Consider the following 22,085-nt stretch of genomic DNA (forward strand, 5'->3'; position numbering starts at 1 on the left):
GATCCGCGCACCTCGATAGCGTGGAGTGATGGTCGACACGGATGCGAAGCAGCCGCCCGCCCTCATCGCGTGGGTGCAGCGGGTGGTCGCCTGGGTGATGGGGCTGCGCCCCGTGCGGGTGTTCCTCGACTACGGCGCGCATCGCGGGCCGCTGCTGGCCGCCGGGCTCTCCAACCAGGCGATCTTCGCCGTCTTCGCCGCGATCTGGGTGGCGTTCTCGGTGTTCGGTCTCGTGCTCGCCGGCAACATCGGGCTGCAGCAGGCCCTGCTCGACCTCATCGGGAACGCCGTGCCCGGCCTCATCGACACCGGTGACGGCACCGGGGCGATCGACCCGGCCGACCTCGTCAACACGACCGTGCTCGGCTGGACGGGCGCGATCGCCCTCGTCGGCCTGTTCTTCACGGCCCTCGGATGGCTCGCGTCGGCGCGCGACGCCATCCGGGTGCTCGGCGACCTGCCCGGCCCGCGCACCAACTTCCTGCTGCTCAAGCTCAAGGACCTGGGGCTCGCGCTCGGCTTCGGCGCGCTCCTGCTGATCTCCGCGGGACTGTCGGTGCTGTCGTCGGAGGCGCTCGACGGCGTGCTCGCCTGGCTCGGCATCCGCGACTCCACCTCGACCACCGTCACCGCGCGCATCCTGTCGATCGCCCTCATGTTCGCGCTCGACACCGTGGTGCTCGGGGCGCTCTACCGGGTGCTCGCCGGTGTGCACATCCCCCTGCGCTTCCTCGCGCAGGGAGCCCTGCTCGGCGCCGCGGCTCTCGGCGTGCTCAAGGTGCTCGGCACCGCCCTGCTCGGCGGCGCGACGAACAACCCGCTGCTCGCCGGATTCGCCGTGATCATCGGACTGCTCATCTGGTTCACCCTGATCTGCCAGGTGATCCTGATCGCCGCGTGCTGGGTGTTCGTGTCGATGAAGGACGCCGGGGTGCCGCTCGACGAGCGACTCGCCGCGGAGGCGGCGGCCGAGGCGGAGGCCGAACGCGAGAAGCTCAAGCAGGAGCTCCGGGCCGAGCTCGCCGCCGAGAGGCCTGGCTTCTGGAAGCGGCTGTTCGGCCGGAGGTGAGCGTCCGCGGTGCTGGCTAAGGTGGAGAGCGTGTCGCGCCCCCTCCGCATCGCCTCGGTCAACGTCAACGGCGTGCGCGCCGCCTTCCGCAAGGGCATGGGCGAGTGGCTCGCACCACGCGGCGTCGACATCCTGGCGCTGCAGGAGGTGCGTGCCGAGACCGACGATCTGACCGCGCTGCTCGGCGACGAGTGGGACGTGCTGCACGACCCGGCGACCGCCAAGGGTCGCGCGGGGGTCGCGCTCGCGAGCCGCCGCAAGGCCGAGATCCACCGCGTGACCTTCGGTCCCGACGACTTCGACTCGGCGGGGCGCTGGCTCGAGGCCGACTACGACATCGACGGCACGATCGTGACGGTCGTGTCCTGCTACGTGAACTCGGGCGAGGCCGACACCCCCAAGCAGGTGGAGAAGTACCGCTTCCTCGACGCGATGGCCGAGCACCTGCCGAAGCTCGCGGCCCACAACCCGCTCGCGCTCGTCGTCGGCGACCTGAACGTGGGTCACCGCACGCTCGACATCAAGAACTGGAAGGGCAACGTGAAGCGCGCCGGCTTCCTGCCCGAGGAGCGGGCCTACTTCGACCGGTTCCTGGGGGCCGAAGGCGAGGGCGGCTACAACGCGGGCGCCGGGTTCGGCTGGGTCGACGTGGGTCGCCGCTGGGCCGGCGAGGTGCCCGGCCCGTACACGTGGTGGTCGCAGCGCGGTCAGGCCTTCGACACCGACACCGGATGGCGCATCGACTACCACCTGGCCACACCCGAGCTCGCGGCCACCGTGGTCGACTACACGGTCGACCGGGCGAAGGCGTACGACGAGCGATGGTCCGACCACGCTCCCGTCGTCGTCGACTATGCGGTCTGACAAGACCGCAGGTTGAGTAGCCTGCGAAGCAGGCGTGTCGAAACCCGCACAGAGAGACCCCGTGATGACCAAGCCCCGCCTGTTCTCGGGCATGCAGCCCTCCGCCGACTCCCTGCACGCCGGCAACTACATCGGCGCCCTGCTGCAGTGGAAGAGCCTGCAGCAGGACTACGACGCCGTCTTCTGCGTCGTCGACCTGCACGCGATCACCGTGCCGCAGGATCCGGCGACCCTGCGCGAGAAGACGCGACGCACCGCCGCGCAGTACATCGCGGCCGGCATCGACCCCTCGGCCTCGACGCTCTACGTGCAGTCGCACGTGCCCGCGCACGCGCAGCTCGCCTGGGTGCTCAACACCATCACGGGCATGGGCGAGGCGAGCCGCATGACCCAGTTCAAGGACAAGGCGGCGAAGCACGGAGCGGATGCGGCATCCGTGGGCCTCTTCACCTACCCGATCCTGCAGGCGGCCGACGTGCTGCTCTACGACGCCGAGATCGTGCCCGTCGGCGAGGACCAGCGCCAGCACATCGAGCTGACCCGCGACCTCGCCCAGCGCTTCAACACGCGCTTCGGCGAGACGTTCGTTGTGCCCGAGGTCTCGATCCTCAAGGAGACCGCCAAGATCTACGACCTGCAGAACCCGACCGCGAAGATGTCGAAGTCGGGCGAGGCCGAGAACGGCATCCTGTGGTTGCTCGACGAGCCGAACCGGCTCGTGAAGAAGATCAAGTCGGCGGTCACCGACAACGACGGCTCGGTGCACTTCGACCCCGAGGGCAAGCCGGGCGTCTCGAACCTGCTGACGCTGCTGTCGGTGCTCGGCGGCACCTCGATCGAGACGCTCGAGCACGAGTTCGCCGGCCGCGGCTACGGCGACCTGAAGGGTGCGGTGGCGGATGCCGTGGTCGCCGAGTTCGGACCGGTGCGCGAGCGCGCGCTCGAGCTGCTGGCCGACCCGGCCGAGCTGGACCGGGTGCTCGCCGTCAACGCCGACCGCGCGAACGAGATCGCCGAGGCGACGCTCGCCCGCGCCTACGACCGGATCGGCTTCCTGCCAAAGCTCTGATGGAACCCGTCGTGCTGCGCACCGAGCGGTTGGTGCTCTCACCCGCGCGGCTCGACGACGTCGACCACGCGACCGCACTGCTGCAGGAGCCCGTGATGGCGACCATGCTCGCCTCGCTCCCCTGGCCGTACACCCGCGCGGATTCCGTCCACTACATCGGCACGATGGTGCCGGCGGGGTGGGCGTCGGGTGACGCGCTCAGCTGGGCGATCCGCGAGAGCGCCGACGGGCCGCCGCTGGGCGACATCTCCTGGCGTCCCCCGCGGGGCGACGTCGGCTACTGGCTCGGGGCGCCGTACCGCGGCCGCGGCTACATGACCGAGGCGCTGCGGGCCGTCGTCGACTGGGTCTTCGCGCGCACCCCCGAGCTCGACCGCGTCGGCTGGGAGGCGGTGGTGGGCAACGTCGCGTCGGCACGGGTCGCCCGCGCCGCCGGCTTCCGCTACGACGGCGAACGGCCGGTCGAGATCGACTTCCGCGACGGCACCCGCCCGATGGGCTGGCACGGATACCGCCTGCGCGACGACGACGGCGGGGTGCACGCGGGGTGGCCGCTGTGAGCATCCGCGCCGTGCTGTTCGACCTCGACGACACCCTGTTCGCCCATCGCGAGTCGGTCGAGGCCGGCATCCACGCGCACCGCGCGGAGCTCGGCGGGGCGCTGGCCGAGGCGGAGCCGGCCGCGGAGTTCGCCCGGTGGAACGCCCTCGAGGAGGAGCACTACCACCGCTATCTCGCGGGTGAACTCGACTACCTGGGTCAGCGCCGCGCCCGCGCCCGCGCCTTCGTCGCGCCGTACGGGATCGAGCTCGACGACGAGGCCGCGGAGGCCTGGTTCGAGTCGTACCGGGTGCACTACGAGACCGGCTGGCGCCTGCACGACGACGCGGTGCCGTGCCTCGACACGCTCGGCCCGCGTCGGCTGGGCATCATCACCAACGGCGATCTCGCGTTCCAGACCTCGAAGGTGCAGGGCGTCGGGCTCGCGCGGCACATCCCGCTGGATGCGCTGGTGGCGAGCGGCGAGGTGGGCGTCGCGAAGCCCGACGCCCGCATCTTCGCCCTCGCCGCGGAGCGGCTCGGCGTGACGCCGCCGGAGGCCTGCTACGTGGGCGACCGCCTGCACACGGATGCCATCGGTGCGGCGCGTGCCGGCCTGCTGGGCGTGTGGATCGATCGCCGCGGCACTGCGACCGTGGAGCAGCTCGCGGAGGCCGCCGCGGAGGGCGTTCCCGTCATCCGCTCGCTCACCCAGCTGCCGTCGATCCTCGTCTGAGGCGTCGCTTCGTGTCGCGTCGCGCCTCCGGCAGGCGACACCAACTGACGCCTCGAGCTCGGACGGGAGGCGGTGAGGTCGGATGACGCGGGAATGTCTCGGCGACGCGTGCGTTGTAGACTCCGAAAGCAGTAGCACGTGCTCCGGGGGCGGTGGAATTCCGCACCGGCGGTGATAGTCCGCGAACCCCGTTCCGCGAGGAACGGGGCCGATCCGGTGGAATTCCGGGACCGACGGTCAGAGTCCGGATGAGAGGAAGCACGCGTCGGCGGGCGTCTCTGACGATCGCCGACGGGCGCCGACTCGTGTCGCGCATCCCCGGACCGGAACCGGAAGGGATGCCATGGCCGAGACCGTCTCGTTCGACGCCGCCATGCGCCGCGCCCTCGAACTCGCCGCCCGTGGCCCCGTCACGGGAGGCAACCCGCAGGTCGGCTGCGTGCTGCTGGACGACTCGGGCGCGATCGTCGCCGAGGGCTGGCACCGGGGCGCCGGCACCCCGCACGCCGAGGTCGACGCGCTGTCGCACCTCGCCGACGCGCACGGCCTCACCGCCGTCGTCTCGCTCGAGCCCTGCAACCACACCGGACGCACCGGACCGTGCAGCGAAGCCCTCATCGCCGCGGGCGTGGCGCGCGTGGTCTACGCCGTGTCGGACCCCGGCCACGAGTCCGCCGGCGGCGCGCAGCGCCTGCGCTCGGCGGGCGTCGAGGTGGTGCCCGGTGTGCTCGCCGACGAGGTGCGCGCGTCCCTGCATCCGTGGCTGACCGCCGTGGCCCGCCGCCGCCCCTGGGTGACCGTCAAATGGGCGTCGACCCTCGACGGGCGCGCCGCGGCCGCCGACGGCACGAGCCAGTGGATCACCGGCACGGCCGCGCGGCAGCGGGTGCACGAGCAGCGGGCCGCATCCGACGCGATCCTCGTCGGCACCGGCACCGTGCTCGCCGACGACCCGTCGCTCACCGCTCGGGGCGACGGCGGCGAGCTGCTGCCGCACCAGCCGCTGCCCGTCGTGGTCGGCGAGACCGCGGTGCCGGCGGATGCCGCCCTGCGCCGCCACCCCGCCGGGCTCTACGAGACCGGCACCCGCGACCTCGCGGCGGTGCTCGCCGCACTCGACGCCCGCGGCATCCGACGGGTCTACGTCGAGGGCGGCCCCACGCTCGCATCCGCCGTGATCGCCGCGGGCTTCGCCGACGAGTACGCGGTCTACCTCGCACCGGCGCTGCTCGGCGGCGCCCGGCTCGCCGTGGGCGACCTCGGCATCACGACCATCGCCGAGGCGCGCCGCCTCGCGATCACGAGCATCGAGCAGCTCGGAGACGACCTGCTCGTGATGGCACGACCTGCGAAGGGACACTGACATGTTCACCGGCATCATCGAGGAGCTCGGCACCGTGCTCGCCTGGGAACCGACGGCGGATGCCGCCCGCATCACCGTGCGCGCCCCGCTCGCCGTCTCGGATGCCTCGCACGGAGACTCGATCTCGGTCTCGGGCGTCTGCCTGACGGTGGTCGACCAGGGCGACGACTGGTTCACGGCCGACGTCATGGGCATCTCGATCGACGTCACCACCCTCGGCGAGCGCCGTGCGGGCGACCGCGTGAACCTGGAGCGCGCCGCGGCCGTCGGCGACCGCCTCGGCGGGCACATCGTCCAGGGGCACGTCGACGGCACCGCGACCGTGCTGAGCGTGGAGGACGGATCGGCGTGGAGGGTCGTGCGCTTCGCCCTCGCGCCCGAGCTCGCACCGCTCGTGACCCGCAAGGGCTCGATCGCGATCGACGGCACGTCGCTCACCGTGAGCGCCGTGGCCGAGGCCGCGGAGACCGAGCAGTGGTTCGAGGTGTCGCTCATCCCCGAGACCCTCGAGGCGACCACCCTCGGCGCGCTCCGCCCGGGCGACCGGGTGAACCTCGAGACCGACATCCTGGCCCGACACGTGGAGCGGATGCTCCGGATGGGAAGTGCACGATGAGCCTCAGCGACATCCCCGGCGCCCTGCAGGCGCTGCGCGAGGGTCGACCCGTGATCGTCGCCGACGACGAGGGCCGCGAGAACGAGGGCGACGTGGTGCTCGCCGCCGAGACCGCCAGTCAGGAGTGGATCGCCTGGGCGGTCAAGCACTCCTCCGGCTTCATCTGCGCGCCGATGACCAACGAGATCGCCGACCGCCTCGACCTGCCGCCGATGGTCGCGAGCAACCAGGACCCGCGCGGCACCGCCTACACGGTGTCGGTCGACGCGGCCGACCGGCTCTCGACGGGCATCTCGGCATCCGACCGCGCCCACACCCTGCGGGTGCTCGCCGACCCGGCGTCGACCCCCGAGAGCGTGACCCGCCCCGGCCACATCCTGCCGCTGCGCGCCGTCGACGGCGGCGTGCGCGCCCGCGACGGGCACACCGAGGCCTCGGTCGACCTGATGAAGCTCGCCGGGCTCACCCCCGTCGCCGCGATCGTCGAGATCGTCGACGAGGACGGCGAGATGATGCGCCTGCCGAACCTCATCCGCCTGGGCGAGCGTGAGAACGTGCCGGTCATCACGATCGAGGCGCTCATCCGGTTCATGGAGGAGCGCCGTTGCGAGGCCGACCCGAAGGCCGAGGTGACGGTGCCCGAGTGGCAGCGGGTCAGCTTCGAGGTCGAGACCCACGTGCCGACGGCGCACGGCACCTTCCGGGTGCGGGCGTATCGCGACCGCTCGACGGGCGCCGACCACGTCGCGTGGATCGCCGGTGAACCCCGTGACGGCGCACTGGTGCGCGTGCACTCCGAGTGCCTGACGGGCGAGGCGTTCGGGTCGCTCAAGTGCGAGTGCGGCCCCCAGCTGGATGCGGCGCTCGCCACCATCCAGGCGGAGGGCGGCGTGGTGGTCTACCTGCGCGGTCAGGAGGGGCGAGGGATCGGCCTCATCAACAAGCTGCGCGCCTACCGGCTGCAGGAGGACGGCTTCGACACGCTCGACGCCAACCTCGCGCTCGGTCTGCCCGCGGACGCCCGCGACTACGGAGCCGCCGTCGCGATCCTGAAGGATCTCGGCATCCACCGGGTGCGCCTGCTCACCAACAACCCGGAGAAGGCGCGCCAGCTCGACGAGCGGGGCGTCGAGGTCGAGCAGCTGGTGCCGCTCGTCGTGGGCGTCGGCGAGTACAACGAGGGCTACCTCGACGCGAAGCGCGACCGCATGGGTCACGCACTGCCCACCCACCAGGAGCTCATCGGTCAGCTGACCGCGAAGGGAGTCGACGAATGAGCGGCGAGGGTCGCCCCACGGAACTCGACGTCGACGGCGGCGGTCTGCGGATCGCGGTCGTCGCCGGAACGTGGCACGAGCGCATCACCGAGGGTCTGCTCGCGGGCGCGCTGCGCACGCTCGAGGCCTCCGGTGCCGAGATCGAGGTCATCCGGGTGCCCGGCAGCTTCGAGCTGCCGGTGGTCGCGAAGGCGGCTCTGGATGCCGGTGCCGACGGGGTGGTGGCGCTCGGCGTGATCATCCGCGGCGGCACGCCGCACTTCGACTTCGTCTCGAACGCCGCCACCGACGGGCTCACCCGTGTCGCCCTCGACACCGGCAAGCCGGTGGGCTTCGGCGTGCTGACCCTCGACGACGAGCAGCAGGGGATCGACCGCGCCGGCTTGCCCGGGTCGAAGGAGGACAAGGGCCGCGAGGCCGCCGAGGCTGTGCTCGCGACCGCTCGGGTGCTCGCCCGCCTGCGGAGTCGGACGCCCTAGCGGCGTGTGAGGTGGATCAGGGGGATCCGCCGGTCGGTGGCCTTCCGGTAGCCGAGCAGGGTGCGTCGGGCGACGGGGTGCATCGTCTCGAGGAGGGCCGCGAAGGTCACGTCGGCCTCGTCCGGGGCGAGCTGGCGGGCCGCGACCGGGATGCGCTCGCCGCCGATCTCGATGACGGCCCGTTCCGGGTGCGCGGCGAGGTTGTAGTACCAGGCGGGGTGGTTCTTGGCGCCGGCCGCACTCGCGGTGATGAGCCATCCGCCCTCGTGCGGTCCATAGCCGACCGGGCTGGTCCGCTCGAGACCGGACTTCGCGCCGATCGTGGTGAGCGCGAGGACGGATGCGCCGTTCCGCGCGCCGGGCTTGCGGGGCTTGCGGGCCTGTCGCACGAGGTACCGCGTGATGAGGCCCTCGATCCCCCTGTTGGTCGGCTGCTTGCTGCCGTAGGTGCCGGCCGGAAGCGGCGGGAAGGTCGTGGGGGTCTCGTCGGCGGCGCGCGCGTCGCCGGTCGTCGGGTTCTGCATATTCCCCACACTACCAGGGTGTTCAATATTTTATCAGGGTGACGAACCTCGCTCCCGACGGGTCAGGCCGGGAGCGCGGCGAACACCGCCAGCGTGTCCGCGACCAGCGCGGGCTTCTCGGAGCCCTCGATCGCGACGGTCACGCGCTGGGCGAGGCGCACGCCGAGCGGCGTGCGCTCTGCACCGGTGATCACCGCGGACGCCCGCACCCGGGCGCCCGCCGGCACCGGCTGCAGGAAGCGCACCCGCTCGAGCCCGTAGTTCACCGCCATCGCGAGCCGACCGACCTCGAGCAGCCCCTCGGCGAGCGCCGGCAGCAGCGACAGCGTGAGGTAGCCGTGCGCGATCGTGGTGCCGAACGGCCCGGCCGCGGCACGTTCGGGATCGACGTGGATCCATTGGTGGTCCCCCGTCGCCTCGGCGAACATCCGGATGCGCGCCTGGTCGATCGTGATCCACTCCCCCGCGCCGAGATCGGCACCGACCGCCTCGAGCAGTTCGTCGGGATGTGCGAACGACGTCGTCATGCGCGAGGTCCCCCCGCGACGTAGAGCACCTGTCCCGAGACGAATCCCGCCTCCTCCGAGCAGAAGAACGATGCGGCGGCGGCGATGTCGGCCGGGGTACCCGTGCGGCCGACGGGGATCTCCTTCGCCGCGAGTGCGAAGAACTCCTCGGGCTCGAGGCCGACCCGCCGTGCGGTGGCGGCCGTCATCTCGGTCTCGATGAACCCCGGCGCGATGGCGTTGGCGGTCACGTTGTAGCGGCCCAGCTCGATCGCGAGGGTCTTGGTGAAGCCCTGCATCCCCGCCTTCGCGGCGGCGTAGTTCGCCTGCCCGCGGTTGCCGAGCGCCGAGGTGGACGAGAGGTTGACGATGCGCCCCCACTCGGCGGCGACCTGATGGGTCTGCACCGCCCGGGACATGAGGAACGCACCCCGCAGGTGCACGTTCAGCACGGCATCCCAGTCGTCGACGCTCATCTTGAAGAGCAGGTTGTCGCGCAGGATGCCGGCGTTGTTGACGAGGATCGTGGGCGCGCCGAGCTCGTCGACGGTGCGCTGCACGGCGGCGGCCACCTGCTGCTCGTCGGCGACGTCCGCTCCGATGCCGACGGCGCGACCATCTGCGGCGCGGATCGCCTCGACGGTCGCGGAGGTGGAGCCCTCGTCCAGGTCGACGACGGCGACGGCGTACCCGTCGGCGGCGAGGCGCGCGGCCACGGCGGCTCCGATGCCGCGGGCCGCGCCCGTCACGATGGCGGTTCTCTCGGTCATGGGTTCCTCTCGATGGGTGGGGTCAGAAGACGATCAGCTGGCGCAGCGCGGCGCCGTCGGCCAGCGTGTCCATCGCGGCGGCGACGTCGTCGAGGCGGATGCGGTCGCTGACCAGCTGCTCGACGGGCAGCAGGCCGGCCCGCCACAGCTCCACATAGCGGGGGATGTCGCGCTCCGGCACCGAGGTGCCGAGATAACTGCCGACGACGGTGCGGGCCTCCGCCGTGAGGGCCAGCGGCGAGATGCTCGACCGCGCATCCGGAGCCGGCAGGCCGACGGTCACGGTGGTTCCGCCGGGAGCGGTCGCGGCGAAGGCGGTTTCGAAGGCGCGCGGATGCCCGGCCGCCTCGATCACGACGGGGGCGCGCAGGCCGGAGCTCTCGAGGTCCGAGGCGAGCACGGTCTGCAGCGCACCGAGCGCCGCCGCCGCCTCGAGCTTGTCGGCGCGGGCGTCGACGGCGATCACCGGATGCCCGAGGGCGCGGGCCACGAGCAGCGCCGCCATCCCGACGCCGCCGAGGCCCACGACCATGACGGTGTCGCCGTCGGCCGGGCGGGCGGCGTTCAACACGGCGCCCCCGCCGGTGAGCACCGCGCAGCCGAGAAGCGCGGCGACATCGGCGGGGACGTCGTGGGGTACCGGGACGACCGAGCGCCGCGAGACGACGGCGTGGTCGGCGAAGGCGGAGACGCCGAGGTGGTGGAAGACCTCGCCACCGTCGGCATGCAATCGGCGACCGCCCTCGAGCAGCTCACCCGCGCCGTTCGCGGCCGAGCCCCGCTCGCACGGCATCCGCCCGTCGGAGGCGCAGCCGGCGCAGTCGCCGCAGCGCGGCAGGAAAGTCATGACGACGCGGTCGCCGACCGCCACGTCGTCGACGCCCGGCCCTGCGGCCTCGACGATGCCGGCCGCCTCGTGGCCGAGCAGCATCGGCAACGGCCTCGGGCGGTTGCCGTCGACGACGCTCAGGTCGGAGTGGCAGACGCCCGCCACCTCGATGCGCACCAGCAGCTCGCCGGATGCCGGCGGGTCGAGCTCGAGCTCCCGCACCGCGAGCGGGCGCGACGCGGCGTACGGACGGGGATCGCCCGTCCGCTCCAGCACCGCGCCCCGGATCCGCATGTCAGCTGAGCCGCTCGATCACCATGGCCATGCCCTGACCCCCGCCGACGCACATCGTCTCGAGGCCGAGGGTACCGCCGGTGGTGTGCAGGCCGTTGAGCAGCGTCGTCGTGATGCGTGCACCGGTCATGCCGAACGGGTGGCCGACGGCGATCGCGCCGCCGTGCACGTTGAGCTTGTCCCAGCCGATGCCGAGCTCGCGGGCCGACGGGATCACCTGGGCGGCGAACGCCTCGTTGATCTCGACGAGGTCCATGTCGGCGACCGTGAGACCGGCGCGGGCGAGCGCCTGACGGCTCGCCTCGACGGGGCCGAGGCCCATGACCTCGGGGCTGAGCCCCGTGACGCCGGTGGAGAGGATGCGCGCGAGCGGGGTGAGCCCGAGCTGCTTCGCCTTGGTGTCGCTCATCACGACGAGCGCGGCCGCGCCGTCGTTGAGCGGACAGGCGTTGCCCGCCGTCACGGTGCCGTTCTCGCGGAACACCGGCTGCAGCCCGGCGAGGGCCTCCATCGTGACGCCCGCGCGGGGCCCGTCGTCGGCCGACACGACCGTGCCGTCGGCGAGCGTGTAGGGCGTGATCTCGCGAGCGAAGAAGCCCTCGACGATCGCCTTCTCGGCCCGGTTCTGACTGAGGCAGGCGAACTCGTCCTGCTCCTCCCGCGTCACGCCGTACAGCCCCGCCGCGTTCTCGGCGGTCTGCCCCATGGCGATGTAGGGGTCGGGCAGCCGGCCGTCCTCGCGCGGATCGCGCCACGCATCACCCGAGGCGGCACGCGCGGCGGTGCGCGCCTTCGCGTCGGCGAACCGCGGGTTCTCGAAGTCCTGACCGGTGACGTAGTCGCTGTTGCCGTGGATCGAGCTGGAGACCGACTCGACCCCCGCCGAGATGATCACGTCGGCCTCGCCCGCCTTGATCGCGTGGAGTGCCATCCGCGTGGTCTGCAGGCTCGACGAGCAGTAGCGGGTGACGGTCGCGCCCGGCACGGAGTCGAGACCGAGCAGCACCGCGACGATGCGCGCCATGTTCATGCCCTGCTGTCCTCCGGGGAGACCGCAGCCGAGCAGCAGGTCCTCGACGGTGTTCGGGTCGAGTTCGGGCACCTGGTCGAGTGCGGTCTGCACGGCGAAGGCGGCGAGGTCGTCGGGGCGCACCTCGCGCAGCGAGCCCTTGAATGCTCGGCCGATGGGGGTTCGGGCGGCGGCGACGATGACGGCGTCGGGCATGGTGTCTCTCCTTCGAGGCGGATGCGGTTCCGGGCTCAGACGAAGGCGCTCAGGCCGGTGATCGAGCGCCCGACGATGAGGTTGTTCATCTGGTAGGTGCCCTCGTAGGTGTAGAGCGCCTCCGCGTCGGCGAAGCGGCGTGCCACGCCCTGGTCGAGCTGGATGCCGTTGCCGCCGAGCGCCTCGCGGCACCAGGCGACCACCTGCCGGCCGCTCGCCGTCACGAAGGCCTTCGCGAGGGCGGCCTGCTGGTCGTACGGGCGGCCCTCGTCCATCATCTGGCTGAGGCGCGCGCACATCGCGATCGACGCCGTGATGTTGCCGAGCGACTTCGACAGCAGATCCTGGATGAGCTGGAACGAGCCGAGCTTGCGCCCGAACTGCTCGCGCTCCACGACGTAGCGCACCGCCGCCTCGTAGGCGCCGACGGCGTTGCCGACCGCCTGCCAGGCGACCTCGGCGCGGGTCAGGGCGAGCACGCGGGCGGTGTCGCGGAAGCCGTTGCCGAGCTGCAGGCGGCGCTCCTCGGGCACGCGCACGTCGACGAGCGTGATGTCGGCGTTCTGCACGACCCGCAGGCTCTGCTTGCGCTCGATCTTCGTCGCGGTGAAGCCGGGCGCGGTGGCCGTCTCGACGATGAACCCCTTGACCTGGTCATCGGCGACGTCGCGCGCCCAGATCACCACGACATCCGCGAACGTCGCATTGCCGATCCAGCGCTTGGCGCCGTTGAGCACCCACTCGTCGCCCTCGCGGCGGGCGGTGGTCTCGAGGCCGCGTGCGGTGTCGGAGCCGTGCAGCGGCTCGGTGAGCCCGAAGGCGCCGATCAGCTCGCCGCGCGCCATCTTCGGCAACCACTCGGCGCGCTGCGCGGCGTCGCCGCACATGCCGATCGCGTTCATGGCGAGCCCGGAGTGCACCCCCACGAAGGTCGCGACGGAGGCGTCGTTGCGTCCGAATTCCAGGGCGACCCAGCCCCGGTAGAGCGCCGTGTTCTCCCACAGCCGCGACTCCTCCCACAGCGGGCCGTAGACGCCCAGCTCGGGGAAGCCGGGCGTGATCCGGTGGGGGAACTCGGCGCGCTCCCAGTGGTCCTCGATGATCGGCGTCACCTCGCGCTCGAGGAAGTCGCGGATGCGCACGGCGCGCTCCTGCTCGACGTCGGAGAGCAGCTCCTGCACGTGGTAGAAGTCCACGTCGAGGAGGGCGTTCTCGAGGGTCGCTGTCGTCATCACTCGCTCCATCGCGGTCGGTACGGACTCCGGTCGCGGGGGTCGGACCGGTGGCGGTGACGACTATGCAACATTTCTCCAGATGTTGCAAGCAGGCGGATTCCGGATAGCATTCGGGGCATGCCCGAGAGCCCCCCGGTCGCCACGGTCGGCGTCGGAACCCGCGCCACGCTGCAGGTGCCGAGTGCACTCTCGGCCCGGCTGCGCGGCACGCCGCCGCATCGCGACGCGGAGCGGGCCTTCCAGCTGGCGCGCCGGGCCTTCATCGCGGGCGAGCGCATCGAGATGGGGCCGCTCGCGGCCGAGCTGGGCGTCGACCGCACCTCGCTGTTCCGCTGGGTGGGCAACCGTGACGCGCTGCTCGCCGAGGTGCTCTGGTCGCTCGCCGAGGCGAGCCTCGACCACGCGGAGGCGGCATCCACGGGAGCCGGCCCGGCACGCGTCGTCGACATCCTGGGAAGGTTCGTCGACGGGCTCGTCACGGCCCCGTACTTCCGCGACTTCCTCGCACGCGAGCCGCAGCGATCCCTCCGACTCATGACCACCGGGGATGCCGAGATCCAGCGGCGCTACGTCGTCGCGGTCGAGGAGCTGCTCGCGACGCACGCCCCCGAGGCCGGTCGCCCCGCCCTGCCGCGCCACGACCTCGCCTACCTCATCGTGCGCATCTCCGAGACCTTCTCCTACGCCGACCTGATCGCCGGCGAGGAACCGAGCGCCGAGCGCGCGCGGGCGGCGTTCGCCCTCGTGCTGGGCGCGTGACCCGAGGAGCACCGTGAGCGACTACGGCTGGTACCACCCGTTCCCGACCCGCTGGAACGACAACGACGTCTACGGCCACGTCAACAACGTCGTCTACTACGCCGCCATGGACACCGCCGTGAACAGCTGGATGATCGCCCGCGGCGGGTTCGACCCCGAGCGCGGCGAGGTGATCGGCGTCATCGTCGCGTCCTCGTGCGACTACCGCGCCTCGGGCAGCTTCCCGGAGGTGCTGCGGGTCGGCGTGCGCGCCGGGCGCGTGGGCCGCACGAGCGTCACCTGGGAGACCGGCATCTTCCGCGAGGCGGACGGCGAACTGCTCGCGGCCGGCACCTTCGTGCATGTCTTCGTCGATCGCGACGACCGGCGCCCGACGCCGATCCCGGATGCGCTGCGCGCGGCGATCGAGAACGAATTGGTCGTCACCGAGACTTAAAACCGACCAGCCGGTATGCTACGGTTTCGGCATGGACGACGGCGTCTCCCCCGCGGGTATCGACATCCGCGCCTTCGGCGACTGGCTCGCTCTCCGCGAACCCGGACTGCACGGAGCCGGACCCCTCCGGGCCACCCTGCTCACCGGCGGCCTCAGCAACCTGACGTACCGCATCGACGGAGCCGCGCGACCCCTCGTGCTGCGCCGCCCCCCGCTCGGCCACGTGCTCTCCACCGCGCACGACATGGGCCGTGAGTTCCGCGTGCAGAGCGCCCTGCACGGCACCCGCGTCCCCGTGCCGCAGCCGTACCTGCTCGCGCCCGACCCCCACGGCGACGCCGGTGTGGGCGCCGAGTTCTACCTCATGGAATACATCGACGGCGAGATCCTCGACTCGACCGCGAAGAACGCCCGGTGGGCCGCGCACGAGCTGCACGAGGTGAGCATCGCCCTCGTGCGGACGCTTGCACGACTGCACGCGGTCGACCCCGAGAGCGTCGGGCTCGGCGACTTCGGCCGGGCGGAAGGATTCCTCGCCCGCCAGCTGCGGCGCTGGGCCACCCAGTACGAGGGCAACCGATTCCGCGAGCTCCCCGACCTCGACCGCCTGCTCGAGCTGCTCGGGGCCGGGCTGCCCGAGACGCGCTGGAGCTCGATCGTGCACGGCGACTACCGCCTCGACAACGCACTCGTGCAGCGCGGACCGGGCGGGCCGCGGATCGCGGCGGTGCTCGACTGGGAGATGGCGACGCTCGGCGACTCGCTCACCGATCTGGGTCTGCTCGGCCTGTACTGGGACCTGGGCGAGGTGGTGGGCGAGGCCGCCGTGGGCCGCACCTCCGTCGACCACGCCGCCGGCTACCCCGCCTTCGAGGAACTGCTCGACGCCTACGCGCAGTGCCGCGACATCCGCGTGCCCGAACTCGGCTGGTACCTCGGCTTCGCGGCCGCGAAGCTGGCCATCATCCTCGAAGGCATCCAATTCCGCTACGACCAGGGCGAGACCGTGGGCGAGGGCTTCGACAGAGTAGGAGAGATCGTGCCGCTGCTGGCCGCATCCGGGATCCGCCGCCTCGAAGGGGTGCGGTCCTGATGGACTTCGCCCCCAGCCCCCGGGCCGTCGACTACACCGCGCGCATGCGCGCCTTCCTCGACGAGGTGGTGATCCCCGCCGAACCGGCGCTCGACGAGCAGCTCGAGGCGACCCCCGGGGTGTGGAGCTTCCGGCCCGTCGTCGGCGAGCTGCGCGCCGAAGCGCGGGCCCGCGGCCTCTGGAACCTCTTCCTGCCTGGGCACGACGGCGGACTGTCGAACCTCGACTACGCGCCGATCGCCGAACTCTCCGGATGGAGTCCGCGGCTCGCGCCCGTCGCCATGAACTGCGCCGCCCCCGACACCGGCAACATGGAACTCCTCCACGCCTTCGGCACCCCCGAGCAGCGCGAACGCTGGCTCGACCCGCTCCTCGACGCGCGGATCCGCTCGGCGTTCTGCATGACCGAACCCGACGTCGCCTCCTCCGACGCCACCAACATCGCCACCCGCATCGAGCGCGACGGCGACGAACTCGTCATCACCGGGCGCAAGTGGTGGTCGACAGGCGCCATGAATCCCGCAGCCGAGCTGCTGATCGTCATGGGCGTCACCGACCCGGATGCGGAGCCGCACCGCCGCCAGTCGATGGTGCTCGTGCCGCGCGACGCCCCCGGGGTCGAGATCGCGCGCCCCCTGACCGTGTTCGGCTACGACGACCGCGACCACGGTGGACACGCCGAGATCGTGTTCGACGCCGTCCGCGTGCCCGTGGCGAACCTGCTCGGCGGCGCCGGCGAGGGATTCGCGATCGCGCAGGCTCGACTCGGACCCGGTCGCATCCACCACTGCATGCGCGCCCTCGGGATGGCCGAGCGCGCCCTCTCGCTCGCCGGCACCCGCGCCCACGAGCGCGTCGCATTCGGCCGGCCGCTCGCCGAGCACGGGGTCGTGCGGCACCGCATCGCCGCCGCGCGCACCGAACTCGAAGCCCTGCGGCTGCTCGTGCTCAAGACCGCATGGCTCATGGACACCGTCGGCAACAGGGCTGCCCGCACCGAGATCCAGGCGATCAAGATCGCCGTGCCGCAGGCCGTCGGCCGCATCGTCGACGACGTCATCCAGCTCTTCGGCGCGGCGGGAGTCTCCTCCGACTTCCCGCTCGCCGAATTCTCCGCCGGCATCCGCACCCTGCGCATCGCCGACGGGCCCGACGAGGTGCACCTCGAATCCCTCGGCCGCGCCCTCCTCCGCACCCCCACCACCGCATCCCGCACGACGCCGTCGACGGAGACGGCCCGACCCTGAGAGGTTCGCCATGACCGCACCCGACCGCCTCTACGACGGCCCCGGCTTCGCGACGATGTCGATCGCCGCGATCCTCGCCGAGACGGCCCACCGTCAACCCGAACGCCCCGCGCTGCACTTCATGGGCCACACCATCCCGTACGGCGCACTCTGGGACCAGGCGCGCGCCTACGCGGGGGCGCTCCGCGACCGGGGCATCGGACCCGGCGACCGAGTCGCCGTCGTCATCCCCAACGTGCCCGACTTCGTGCGCGTCTACTACGCCGTGCTGTCGCTCGGCGCCGTCGTGGTGCCCGTGCACCTGCTGTTCAAAGCCGACGAGATCGAATTCGTGCTGCGCGACTCCGGCGCGAAGCTCGCCGTCGTCGCAGCCCCGGTCCTCGAGGAGGCCGCCGTCGCGGCCGCGCGCGCCGGCGTGCCGCTCACCACCGTGCTCCTGCCCGAGGCGATCGCCGCCGAGAAGGGCATCCCGCGCCTCGAAGCCGAAGCCGCCGCCGCCGACCCGATCGAGCGCTACGCGTCGACGTCGCCCCTCGACCCGGCAACCATCCTCTACACGAGCGGCACCACCGGCACCCCGAAGGGCGCCATCGGCACCCACCTCAACATGGTCGAGCAGGTGAACGTCGCCCTGCTCGACACCTTCCCCATGACGGCCGACGACGTCGTCTTCGGCGGACTGCCGCTGTTCCACATCTTCGGGCAGATGGCCGTGCTCAACGTCACCTTCCGACGCGGCGGTTCCATCATCCTGCTGCCCAAGTTCGACGCCGTCGAAGCGCTCGAGCTGATGGCGAGCTACGGCGCCACCGTGTTCACCGCCGTGCCCACCATGTACATCGGGATGCTGCAGGCGGCCGAGCAGACGGATGCGCGCCCCCCGCTGAACTTCGCCGTCTCCGGCGGCGCCGCCCTGCCGGTCGCCGTGCTCGAGCGCTTCCAGGAGGTGTTCGGGGCCCCCATCCACGAAGGCTACGGCCTCACCGAGACCAGCCCCACCGTCTCCTTCAACTACGTCGGCCGCCCCCCGCGCCCCGGCACCGTCGGCCAACCGAACTGGGGCGTCGACGTCGAGATCGCCGACCCCGAGAACGACGACGCCGTTGTGCTGCTGCCGCACGGGGAGCTCGGCGAGATCGTCGTGCGCGGCTACAACCTGTTCGCGGGATACCTCGGCCGCCCCGAAGCCACCGCCGACACCATGACCGACGGCTGGTTCCGCACCGGCGACCTCGGCACCAAAGACGACGACGACTACATCACCATCGTCGACCGCAAGAAGGACATGATCGTCCGCAACGGCTACAACGTGTACCCGAACGAAGTCGAGCAGGTGCTGCTGCGCCACCCCGGCGTCGTCAACGCCGCCGTGTTCGGGGTCGCCGACGACACCCACGGCCAGGAGATCCACGCCGCCGTCATCCCCCACGACGACACCGTCGACGCCGACGAGCTCATCGCCCACGTACGCGAGCGGATCGCCGCCTACAAGTTCCCCCGCGTCGTGCACCTCGTCGCCGAACTGCCGCTCGGGCCGTCGGGCAAGGTGCTGAAGCGCGAACTCGTCGCTCAGTATCAGCCTGCCCACCGGAGCTAGCGCCTCGGAGGGGTGGGAATCCGCTCTTCCGACGCATGCCCCCGCGTGCCGCCGGACGGCGGCGCGCTCCCGCCAGTCCCGATGCCAGCGTCGGAAGAGCGGATTCCCACCCCTCCTTCGCTCGCACTCGGTGACTCTGCGCGCGAGGTCGGAGGTGGTCGAGGAGCGCGCGGCGCAGCCGCACGCGTCTCGAGACCACTGGCGAGCGCGCGAACGGCCCCGGATGCCGCAGCATCCGGGGCCGTCGGCGGTGGTGGGTCAGTTGCTGGGGACACCGCCCGAGAGGAGCTCGACCGGGGGCTTGTCGTACGCGACGACCTTGTCGCCGTCGCGCACCCAGCGCTCGCCCGTGGAGGCCTGCACGCCGTCGTGGACGACCGTGATGCCGGCACCGACGTAGCCGTTGTGGTCGGTCTTGCTGAACGCGAGCGGCACGAGGCCCGAACCCTTCAGCTCACCCGACTGCACCGCCGTGATGAGACTCTCGCGCGTCGGCTGCTTGCCGGCGTGCAGCAGGGCCTCCGCGAACAGGTAGCCCATCGCCATGCCGTAGACGACCGAGCCGTTGAAGGGCGCCCCCTTGTTGTACTTGTCGTTGATGTCCTGGAACAGCTCGATCCACTTGTTGTCGGACTCGGATGCGTCCGGCAGGTAGTTGTCGCTGATGAAACCCTCGAGCAGCAGCGGCGCCGCATCGCCGAGGTAGCCCGCGAGCGGGCCGTAGTCGGCGCCCGACGACGACGACACCCACTGCGGGAAGTACGACAGCTGTGCGGCCGTGCCGATCGCGAGCGCCGTGAAGCCGGTGATCGTGGCGAGCACGTTCACCTCGCACCCGGCCGCCTGCATGGCGACGATCTGCGCCGACACATCCTGGTTCGACACCGAGTAGGTCTGCACCTCCGCGAGGCCGTCGGCGCCGAGGATCTTCTCGAGCCCCGACTGGACATCCGTGCCGAACTCGTCGTCCTGGCCCAGCAGGCAGACCGTCTTGCCGCCGAACTCGTCCGAGATGTGCTGGCCGAGCACCATGCCCTCGGTCACGTAGTCCGTCTGGAAGCCGAAGGTGTTCGGATACTTCTCCGGCTGGTTCCAGGCCGCCGACCCCGAGGAGGCGAACAGGTCCGGAACATCGTTGTCGTTCAGGAAGTCGAGCACCGAGCTGTGGGTCGGGGTGCCGAGGCCGCCCAGGATCGCGAAGACGTCGTCGTCGAGCACCAGCTCGCGGACGACCGTCTGGGTGGTCGCCGGGTTGTACCCGTCGTCCTTCACGATGTAGTCGATCGTGCGGCCGTTGATGCCGCCCTGGTCGTTGACGTAGTCGAAGTACGCCGCGGTGGCCGCCGAGATCGGCGCGTAGGACGCCGCGGCGGGCCCCGTGAGGGGCTGGTGGGTTCCGATCTTCACCGAGGTGTCGGTGAGGCCCGGCTGCTCGGCGGCGCCCGGGGTGCTGCAGGATGACAGCACCAGCGCGCCTGCCAGGGCAAGCGCGATCGCGGACACCGTCGTCGCACGTGCGTGCGGTTGCGTCATCGTGGATCCTTTCGAGAGGGATGGGGTGCGAAGGGTGGTTCAGGGGCGACGCCGCCGCAGGCGCCCGACGAGGGAGCCGACGGCACCGTTGATGCCCCGGGGTGCGACGAGCATGACGACGACGAGGATGACGCCGAACACCACGATCGCCAGGTTCCCGTCGAGCCGCTGCGACAGCTCCGCGGGAAGCGGGAGGGCCTCCGTGATCGACGAGGTCAGCTCGGGCACCAGCACGAGCACGACCGCGCCCCAGACGGCGCCGGCGAGGGTGCCGACGCCGCCGATGACCACGGCGACGAGGAGGAAGAGCGAGAAGCTGAGGGAGTAGGCGCCGGGCGAGGCGGCCTGGGTGACGTAGGCGAGCACGCCCCCGCCGAGACCGGCGGTCGCCGCGCTGATGCCGAACATCGTGACGCGCGTGGCACGGGGGTCGATCCCCGACAGGCGCGCGGCCGACTCGTCGTCGCGCACGGCCTGCATCCGGATCGCGTACGGGCTGCGCACGAGCTGGGCGAGCACCCCGAGCACGAGGGCGGCGGCGCCGAGGCCGACCCACGCCTGCCACTGCTCGTCGGCGATGAGCTGCGACAGCCACTCCGGGCGGCGTTCGACCGACACGTAGAGGCCCGCGTCGCCGCCGAAGACATCCGACATGAGGCTCGTGAGCGCCGGAAGCGCCAGCACGAGCGCGAGCGTGAGACCCGCCAGGTACGGTCCGTGCAGGCGCGCCCCCGCGATTCCGACGACGGCACCGAGCGCCGCCGCGACGACGATCGCGACGAGGAACGGCGCGTACAGGTGCACGAGCGACGGCACCGATTCGTCGGCGAGAGCGTTCGAGGTGAAGGCGAACGCGTACGCCCCCGCCGCCATGAACGCCGCATGGCCGAGCGAGAGCTGGCCGGTGCGGCCGACGAGCAGCGAGAGACCGGCGATCGCGCACAGGTACGCGGTTCCGACGGCGAGCAGATAGTTGCGGTAGGGGTCGAGCAGGAACGTCGCACCGAGCGCGAGCACCAGCCCCAGCGCGGTCACCCCCCAGCGCTGGAGCGGAGTCCAGGAGGACGGCGTCAGCAGCCAGTGAGGGCGGCGCGGGCGCACCGGGGCCGGGGCGGCGGATGCGGTGGAGACGTCACGGGTGCCGGTCATGCGAGACGCGCCTTCCGAAGCGAGAACAGGCCCTGCGGACGCAGCAGGAGCACGAGGACGAGCAGCAGCAGGATCGCGATCGGCCCGACCGTGGCCCCCCAGAGCGTCGTCACGATCGTCAGCAGCACCCCGACGCCGAGACCGGCGACGACGGCGCCGACGGGCGAGTCGAGCCCGCCAATGATCGCCACGGTGAACGCGTTCACGAACAGCAGGTCGCCCGAGTGCGGGTTGAGGCCCAGCTCGGTGGGCACCGCCAGCAGCACGGCGAGACCGCCGACCGCCGACGACAGCATCCAGCCGAGCGTGCGCATGCGCACGACGCGCACGCCGTTGAGCCGCGCCACCTCCTCGTCGAAGGCGGAGGCCCGCATGGCGAGGCCGAGCGAGGTGCGGGTGAACAGCAGCCCGATGCCCGCCACGACGACCGCGATCACGACGAAGACGAACAGCGTGTACGGCGACACGATCGCCAGCGAGCCGACCGTGATCGGCTCGCGGCTGAACGGCACCGAGATCGGCTTGTAGTCGGCACCGAACAGGATGCCGAGCAGACCGGTGAGCACCATCACCACCCCGATCGCGACGATGATGGCGTTGAGCGGCGACGCGGTCGGCAGGTAGCGCATGAGGCCGCGCTCCACGCCGACGCCGATGCCGGCGCCGGCGAGCAGCACCACGACCACCGCGAGCGGGAACGAACCCGTGCCGATGAGCACCAGGTAGGCGACGTAGGCGGCGGTGACCGCCATGGCCCCCTGCGCGAAGTTGGCGATGCGGGTGGCGCGCCAGATCAGCACGAGGGCGAGCGCGAAGAGCGCGAACACCGCGCCGCGCGCGAGGCCGGCGCCGAGGAGCAGCAGGACGGTCGACAT

Annotated in this window: 23 protein-coding genes and 1 riboswitch; of the genes, 14 read left to right on the forward strand and 9 right to left on the reverse strand. The window is 71.8% G+C overall.

Annotated features, from left to right (window positions below; genetic code table 11):
- Positions 1–28 precede the first annotated feature (28 nt).
- From NUH29_RS08185 to ribH, 9 genes are all read left to right on the forward strand, one after another.
- Positions 29–1,069, forward strand: a complete 1,041-nt coding sequence (locus tag NUH29_RS08185; RefSeq protein ID WP_258798576.1) for a YihY/virulence factor BrkB family protein — start codon at positions 29–31, stop codon at positions 1,067–1,069.
- Positions 1,070–1,099: 30 nt separating this feature from the next.
- The gene (locus tag NUH29_RS08190) at positions 1,100–1,933 is read left to right on the forward strand and encodes an exodeoxyribonuclease III (protein ID WP_258798577.1); all 834 of its coding nucleotides are present in this window, start codon (positions 1,100–1,102) and stop codon (positions 1,931–1,933) included.
- A gap of 64 nt (positions 1,934–1,997) precedes the next feature.
- Positions 1,998–3,002 carry a tryptophan--tRNA ligase gene (gene trpS, locus NUH29_RS08195; RefSeq protein WP_258798578.1) on the forward strand — a complete coding sequence of 335 codons (1,005 nt, stop codon included), beginning with the start codon at positions 1,998–2,000 and terminating at the stop codon, positions 3,000–3,002.
- Entirely contained in the window at positions 3,002–3,562 is a 561-nt protein-coding gene (locus NUH29_RS08200) for a GNAT family N-acetyltransferase (protein ID WP_258798579.1), read from the forward strand. Before trpS ends, NUH29_RS08200 begins: the two co-directional genes overlap by 1 nt.
- Positions 3,559–4,278 (forward strand): HAD family hydrolase, encoded by a 720-nt coding sequence (locus NUH29_RS08205; protein WP_258798581.1) that lies wholly within the window; start codon positions 3,559–3,561, stop codon positions 4,276–4,278. The genes NUH29_RS08200 and NUH29_RS08205 overlap by 4 nt, the downstream gene beginning before the upstream one ends.
- Before the next feature lie 136 nt (positions 4,279–4,414).
- Positions 4,415–4,542: riboswitch (FMN riboswitch) on the forward strand.
- Between the two features lie 79 nt (positions 4,543–4,621).
- Entirely contained in the window at positions 4,622–5,641 is a 1,020-nt protein-coding gene (gene ribD / locus NUH29_RS08210) for a bifunctional diaminohydroxyphosphoribosylaminopyrimidine deaminase/5-amino-6-(5-phosphoribosylamino)uracil reductase RibD (protein ID WP_258798582.1), read from the forward strand.
- Position 5,642: 1 nt separating this feature from the next.
- A complete protein-coding gene (locus NUH29_RS08215) occupies positions 5,643–6,257 on the forward strand; it encodes a riboflavin synthase (protein ID WP_258798583.1) in 615 nt (204 codons plus the stop codon).
- Complete coding sequence (gene ribB / locus NUH29_RS08220) at positions 6,254–7,534, forward strand: 3,4-dihydroxy-2-butanone-4-phosphate synthase (RefSeq protein ID WP_258798584.1); 1,281 nt, start codon at positions 6,254–6,256, stop codon at positions 7,532–7,534. Before NUH29_RS08215 ends, ribB begins: the two co-directional genes overlap by 4 nt.
- Complete coding sequence (ribH, locus tag NUH29_RS08225) at positions 7,531–8,013, forward strand: 6,7-dimethyl-8-ribityllumazine synthase (RefSeq protein ID WP_258798585.1); 483 nt, start codon at positions 7,531–7,533, stop codon at positions 8,011–8,013. Before ribB ends, ribH begins: the two co-directional genes overlap by 4 nt.
- Here ribH and NUH29_RS08230 read toward each other — a convergent pair.
- The 6 genes from NUH29_RS08230 to NUH29_RS08255 form a co-directional block, all read right to left on the reverse strand.
- Positions 8,010–8,537 carry a nitroreductase/quinone reductase family protein gene (locus tag NUH29_RS08230; protein ID WP_258798586.1) on the reverse strand — a complete coding sequence of 176 codons (528 nt, stop codon included), beginning with the start codon at positions 8,535–8,537 and terminating at the stop codon, positions 8,010–8,012. The genes ribH and NUH29_RS08230 overlap by 4 nt on opposite strands.
- A 62-nt stretch (positions 8,538–8,599) precedes the next feature.
- Complete coding sequence (locus tag NUH29_RS08235) at positions 8,600–9,064, reverse strand: MaoC family dehydratase (protein ID WP_258798587.1); 465 nt, start codon at positions 9,062–9,064, stop codon at positions 8,600–8,602.
- On the reverse strand, positions 9,061–9,813 hold the full coding sequence (locus NUH29_RS08240) for an SDR family oxidoreductase (RefSeq protein WP_258798588.1): 753 nt from the start codon (positions 9,811–9,813) through the stop codon (positions 9,061–9,063). Before NUH29_RS08240 ends, NUH29_RS08235 begins: the two co-directional genes overlap by 4 nt.
- A 22-nt stretch (positions 9,814–9,835) precedes the next feature.
- Complete coding sequence (locus NUH29_RS08245) at positions 9,836–10,936, reverse strand: alcohol dehydrogenase catalytic domain-containing protein (protein WP_258798589.1); 1,101 nt, start codon at positions 10,934–10,936, stop codon at positions 9,836–9,838.
- 1 nt (position 10,937) lies between these two features.
- Positions 10,938–12,161 (reverse strand): acetyl-CoA C-acetyltransferase, encoded by a 1,224-nt coding sequence (locus NUH29_RS08250; protein ID WP_258798590.1) that lies wholly within the window; start codon positions 12,159–12,161, stop codon positions 10,938–10,940.
- 35 nt (positions 12,162–12,196) lie between these two features.
- On the reverse strand, positions 12,197–13,393 hold the full coding sequence (locus NUH29_RS08255) for an acyl-CoA dehydrogenase family protein (protein WP_258798591.1): 1,197 nt from the start codon (positions 13,391–13,393) through the stop codon (positions 12,197–12,199).
- Between the two features lie 120 nt (positions 13,394–13,513).
- Between NUH29_RS08255 and NUH29_RS08260 the strand changes: the two genes are divergently transcribed.
- Genes NUH29_RS08260 through NUH29_RS08280 form a run of 5 tightly spaced genes read left to right on the forward strand, consistent with a single transcriptional unit; the run spans position 13,514 to position 18,528 of the window.
- On the forward strand, positions 13,514–14,155 hold the full coding sequence (locus NUH29_RS08260) for a QsdR family transcriptional regulator (RefSeq protein WP_258798592.1): 642 nt from the start codon (positions 13,514–13,516) through the stop codon (positions 14,153–14,155).
- A 13-nt stretch (positions 14,156–14,168) separates the two neighbouring features.
- Positions 14,169–14,591: an acyl-CoA thioesterase gene (locus NUH29_RS08265; RefSeq protein WP_258798594.1), complete on the forward strand. Its 423-nt coding sequence runs from the start codon at positions 14,169–14,171 to the stop codon at positions 14,589–14,591.
- A gap of 31 nt (positions 14,592–14,622) precedes the next feature.
- Positions 14,623–15,684: a phosphotransferase family protein gene (locus NUH29_RS08270; protein WP_258798595.1), complete on the forward strand. Its 1,062-nt coding sequence runs from the start codon at positions 14,623–14,625 to the stop codon at positions 15,682–15,684.
- Positions 15,684–16,931 (forward strand): acyl-CoA dehydrogenase family protein, encoded by a 1,248-nt coding sequence (locus tag NUH29_RS08275; protein WP_258798596.1) that lies wholly within the window; start codon positions 15,684–15,686, stop codon positions 16,929–16,931. Before NUH29_RS08270 ends, NUH29_RS08275 begins: the two co-directional genes overlap by 1 nt.
- 10 nt (positions 16,932–16,941) lie before the next feature.
- Positions 16,942–18,528, forward strand: a complete 1,587-nt coding sequence (locus NUH29_RS08280; protein WP_258798597.1) for a long-chain-fatty-acid--CoA ligase — start codon at positions 16,942–16,944, stop codon at positions 18,526–18,528.
- Between the two features lie 258 nt (positions 18,529–18,786).
- Here NUH29_RS08280 and NUH29_RS08285 read toward each other — a convergent pair whose 3' ends face one another.
- Genes NUH29_RS08285 through NUH29_RS08295 form a run of 3 tightly spaced genes read right to left on the reverse strand, consistent with a single transcriptional unit; the run spans position 18,787 to position 22,085 of the window.
- Complete coding sequence (locus NUH29_RS08285; RefSeq protein WP_258798598.1) at positions 18,787–20,061, reverse strand: ABC transporter substrate-binding protein; 1,275 nt, start codon at positions 20,059–20,061, stop codon at positions 18,787–18,789.
- 39 nt (positions 20,062–20,100) lie between these two features.
- Positions 20,101–21,210, reverse strand: coding sequence for a branched-chain amino acid ABC transporter permease (locus tag NUH29_RS08290; RefSeq protein ID WP_258798599.1), 1,110 nt, complete (start codon positions 21,208–21,210; stop codon positions 20,101–20,103).
- Positions 21,207–22,085: a branched-chain amino acid ABC transporter permease gene (locus NUH29_RS08295; protein WP_258798600.1), complete on the reverse strand. Its 879-nt coding sequence runs from the start codon at positions 22,083–22,085 to the stop codon at positions 21,207–21,209. The genes NUH29_RS08290 and NUH29_RS08295 overlap by 4 nt, the downstream gene beginning before the upstream one ends.

The organism is Protaetiibacter mangrovi, from assembly GCF_024752305.1.
Classification (GTDB): Bacteria; Actinomycetota; Actinomycetes; order Actinomycetales; family Microbacteriaceae; genus Homoserinibacter; species Homoserinibacter mangrovi.

Coding starts and splice junctions, on each gene's coding strand:
- NUH29_RS08185 (WP_258798576.1), top strand. CDS start 29: ATGGTCGACACGGATGCGAAGCAGCCGCCCGCCCTCATCGCGTGGGTG.
- trpS (WP_258798578.1), top strand. CDS start 1,998: ATGACCAAGCCCCGCCTGTTCTCGGGCATGCAGCCCTCCGCCGACTCC.
- NUH29_RS08200 (WP_258798579.1), top strand. CDS start 3,002: ATGGAACCCGTCGTGCTGCGCACCGAGCGGTTGGTGCTCTCACCCGCG.
- ribD (WP_258798582.1), top strand. CDS start 4,622: ATGGCCGAGACCGTCTCGTTCGACGCCGCCATGCGCCGCGCCCTCGAA.
- NUH29_RS08215 (WP_258798583.1), top strand. CDS start 5,643: ATGTTCACCGGCATCATCGAGGAGCTCGGCACCGTGCTCGCCTGGGAA.
- ribB (WP_258798584.1), top strand. CDS start 6,254: ATGAGCCTCAGCGACATCCCCGGCGCCCTGCAGGCGCTGCGCGAGGGT.
- ribH (WP_258798585.1), top strand. CDS start 7,531: ATGAGCGGCGAGGGTCGCCCCACGGAACTCGACGTCGACGGCGGCGGT.
- NUH29_RS08230 (WP_258798586.1), bottom strand. CDS start 8,537: ATGCAGAACCCGACGACCGGCGACGCGCGCGCCGCCGACGAGACCCCC.
- NUH29_RS08235 (WP_258798587.1), bottom strand. CDS start 9,064: ATGACGACGTCGTTCGCACATCCCGACGAACTGCTCGAGGCGGTCGGT.
- NUH29_RS08240 (WP_258798588.1), bottom strand. CDS start 9,813: ATGACCGAGAGAACCGCCATCGTGACGGGCGCGGCCCGCGGCATCGGA.
- NUH29_RS08245 (WP_258798589.1), bottom strand. CDS start 10,936: ATGCGGATCCGGGGCGCGGTGCTGGAGCGGACGGGCGATCCCCGTCCG.
- NUH29_RS08250 (WP_258798590.1), bottom strand. CDS start 12,161: ATGCCCGACGCCGTCATCGTCGCCGCCGCCCGAACCCCCATCGGCCGA.
- NUH29_RS08255 (WP_258798591.1), bottom strand. CDS start 13,393: ATGACGACAGCGACCCTCGAGAACGCCCTCCTCGACGTGGACTTCTAC.
- NUH29_RS08260 (WP_258798592.1), top strand. CDS start 13,514: ATGCCCGAGAGCCCCCCGGTCGCCACGGTCGGCGTCGGAACCCGCGCC.
- NUH29_RS08270 (WP_258798595.1), top strand. CDS start 14,623: ATGGACGACGGCGTCTCCCCCGCGGGTATCGACATCCGCGCCTTCGGC.
- NUH29_RS08275 (WP_258798596.1), top strand. CDS start 15,684: ATGGACTTCGCCCCCAGCCCCCGGGCCGTCGACTACACCGCGCGCATG.
- NUH29_RS08280 (WP_258798597.1), top strand. CDS start 16,942: ATGACCGCACCCGACCGCCTCTACGACGGCCCCGGCTTCGCGACGATG.
- NUH29_RS08285 (WP_258798598.1), bottom strand. CDS start 20,061: ATGACGCAACCGCACGCACGTGCGACGACGGTGTCCGCGATCGCGCTT.
- NUH29_RS08290 (WP_258798599.1), bottom strand. CDS start 21,210: ATGACCGGCACCCGTGACGTCTCCACCGCATCCGCCGCCCCGGCCCCG.
- NUH29_RS08295 (WP_258798600.1), bottom strand. CDS start 22,085: ATGTCGACCGTCCTGCTGCTCCTCGGCGCCGGCCTCGCGCGCGGCGCG.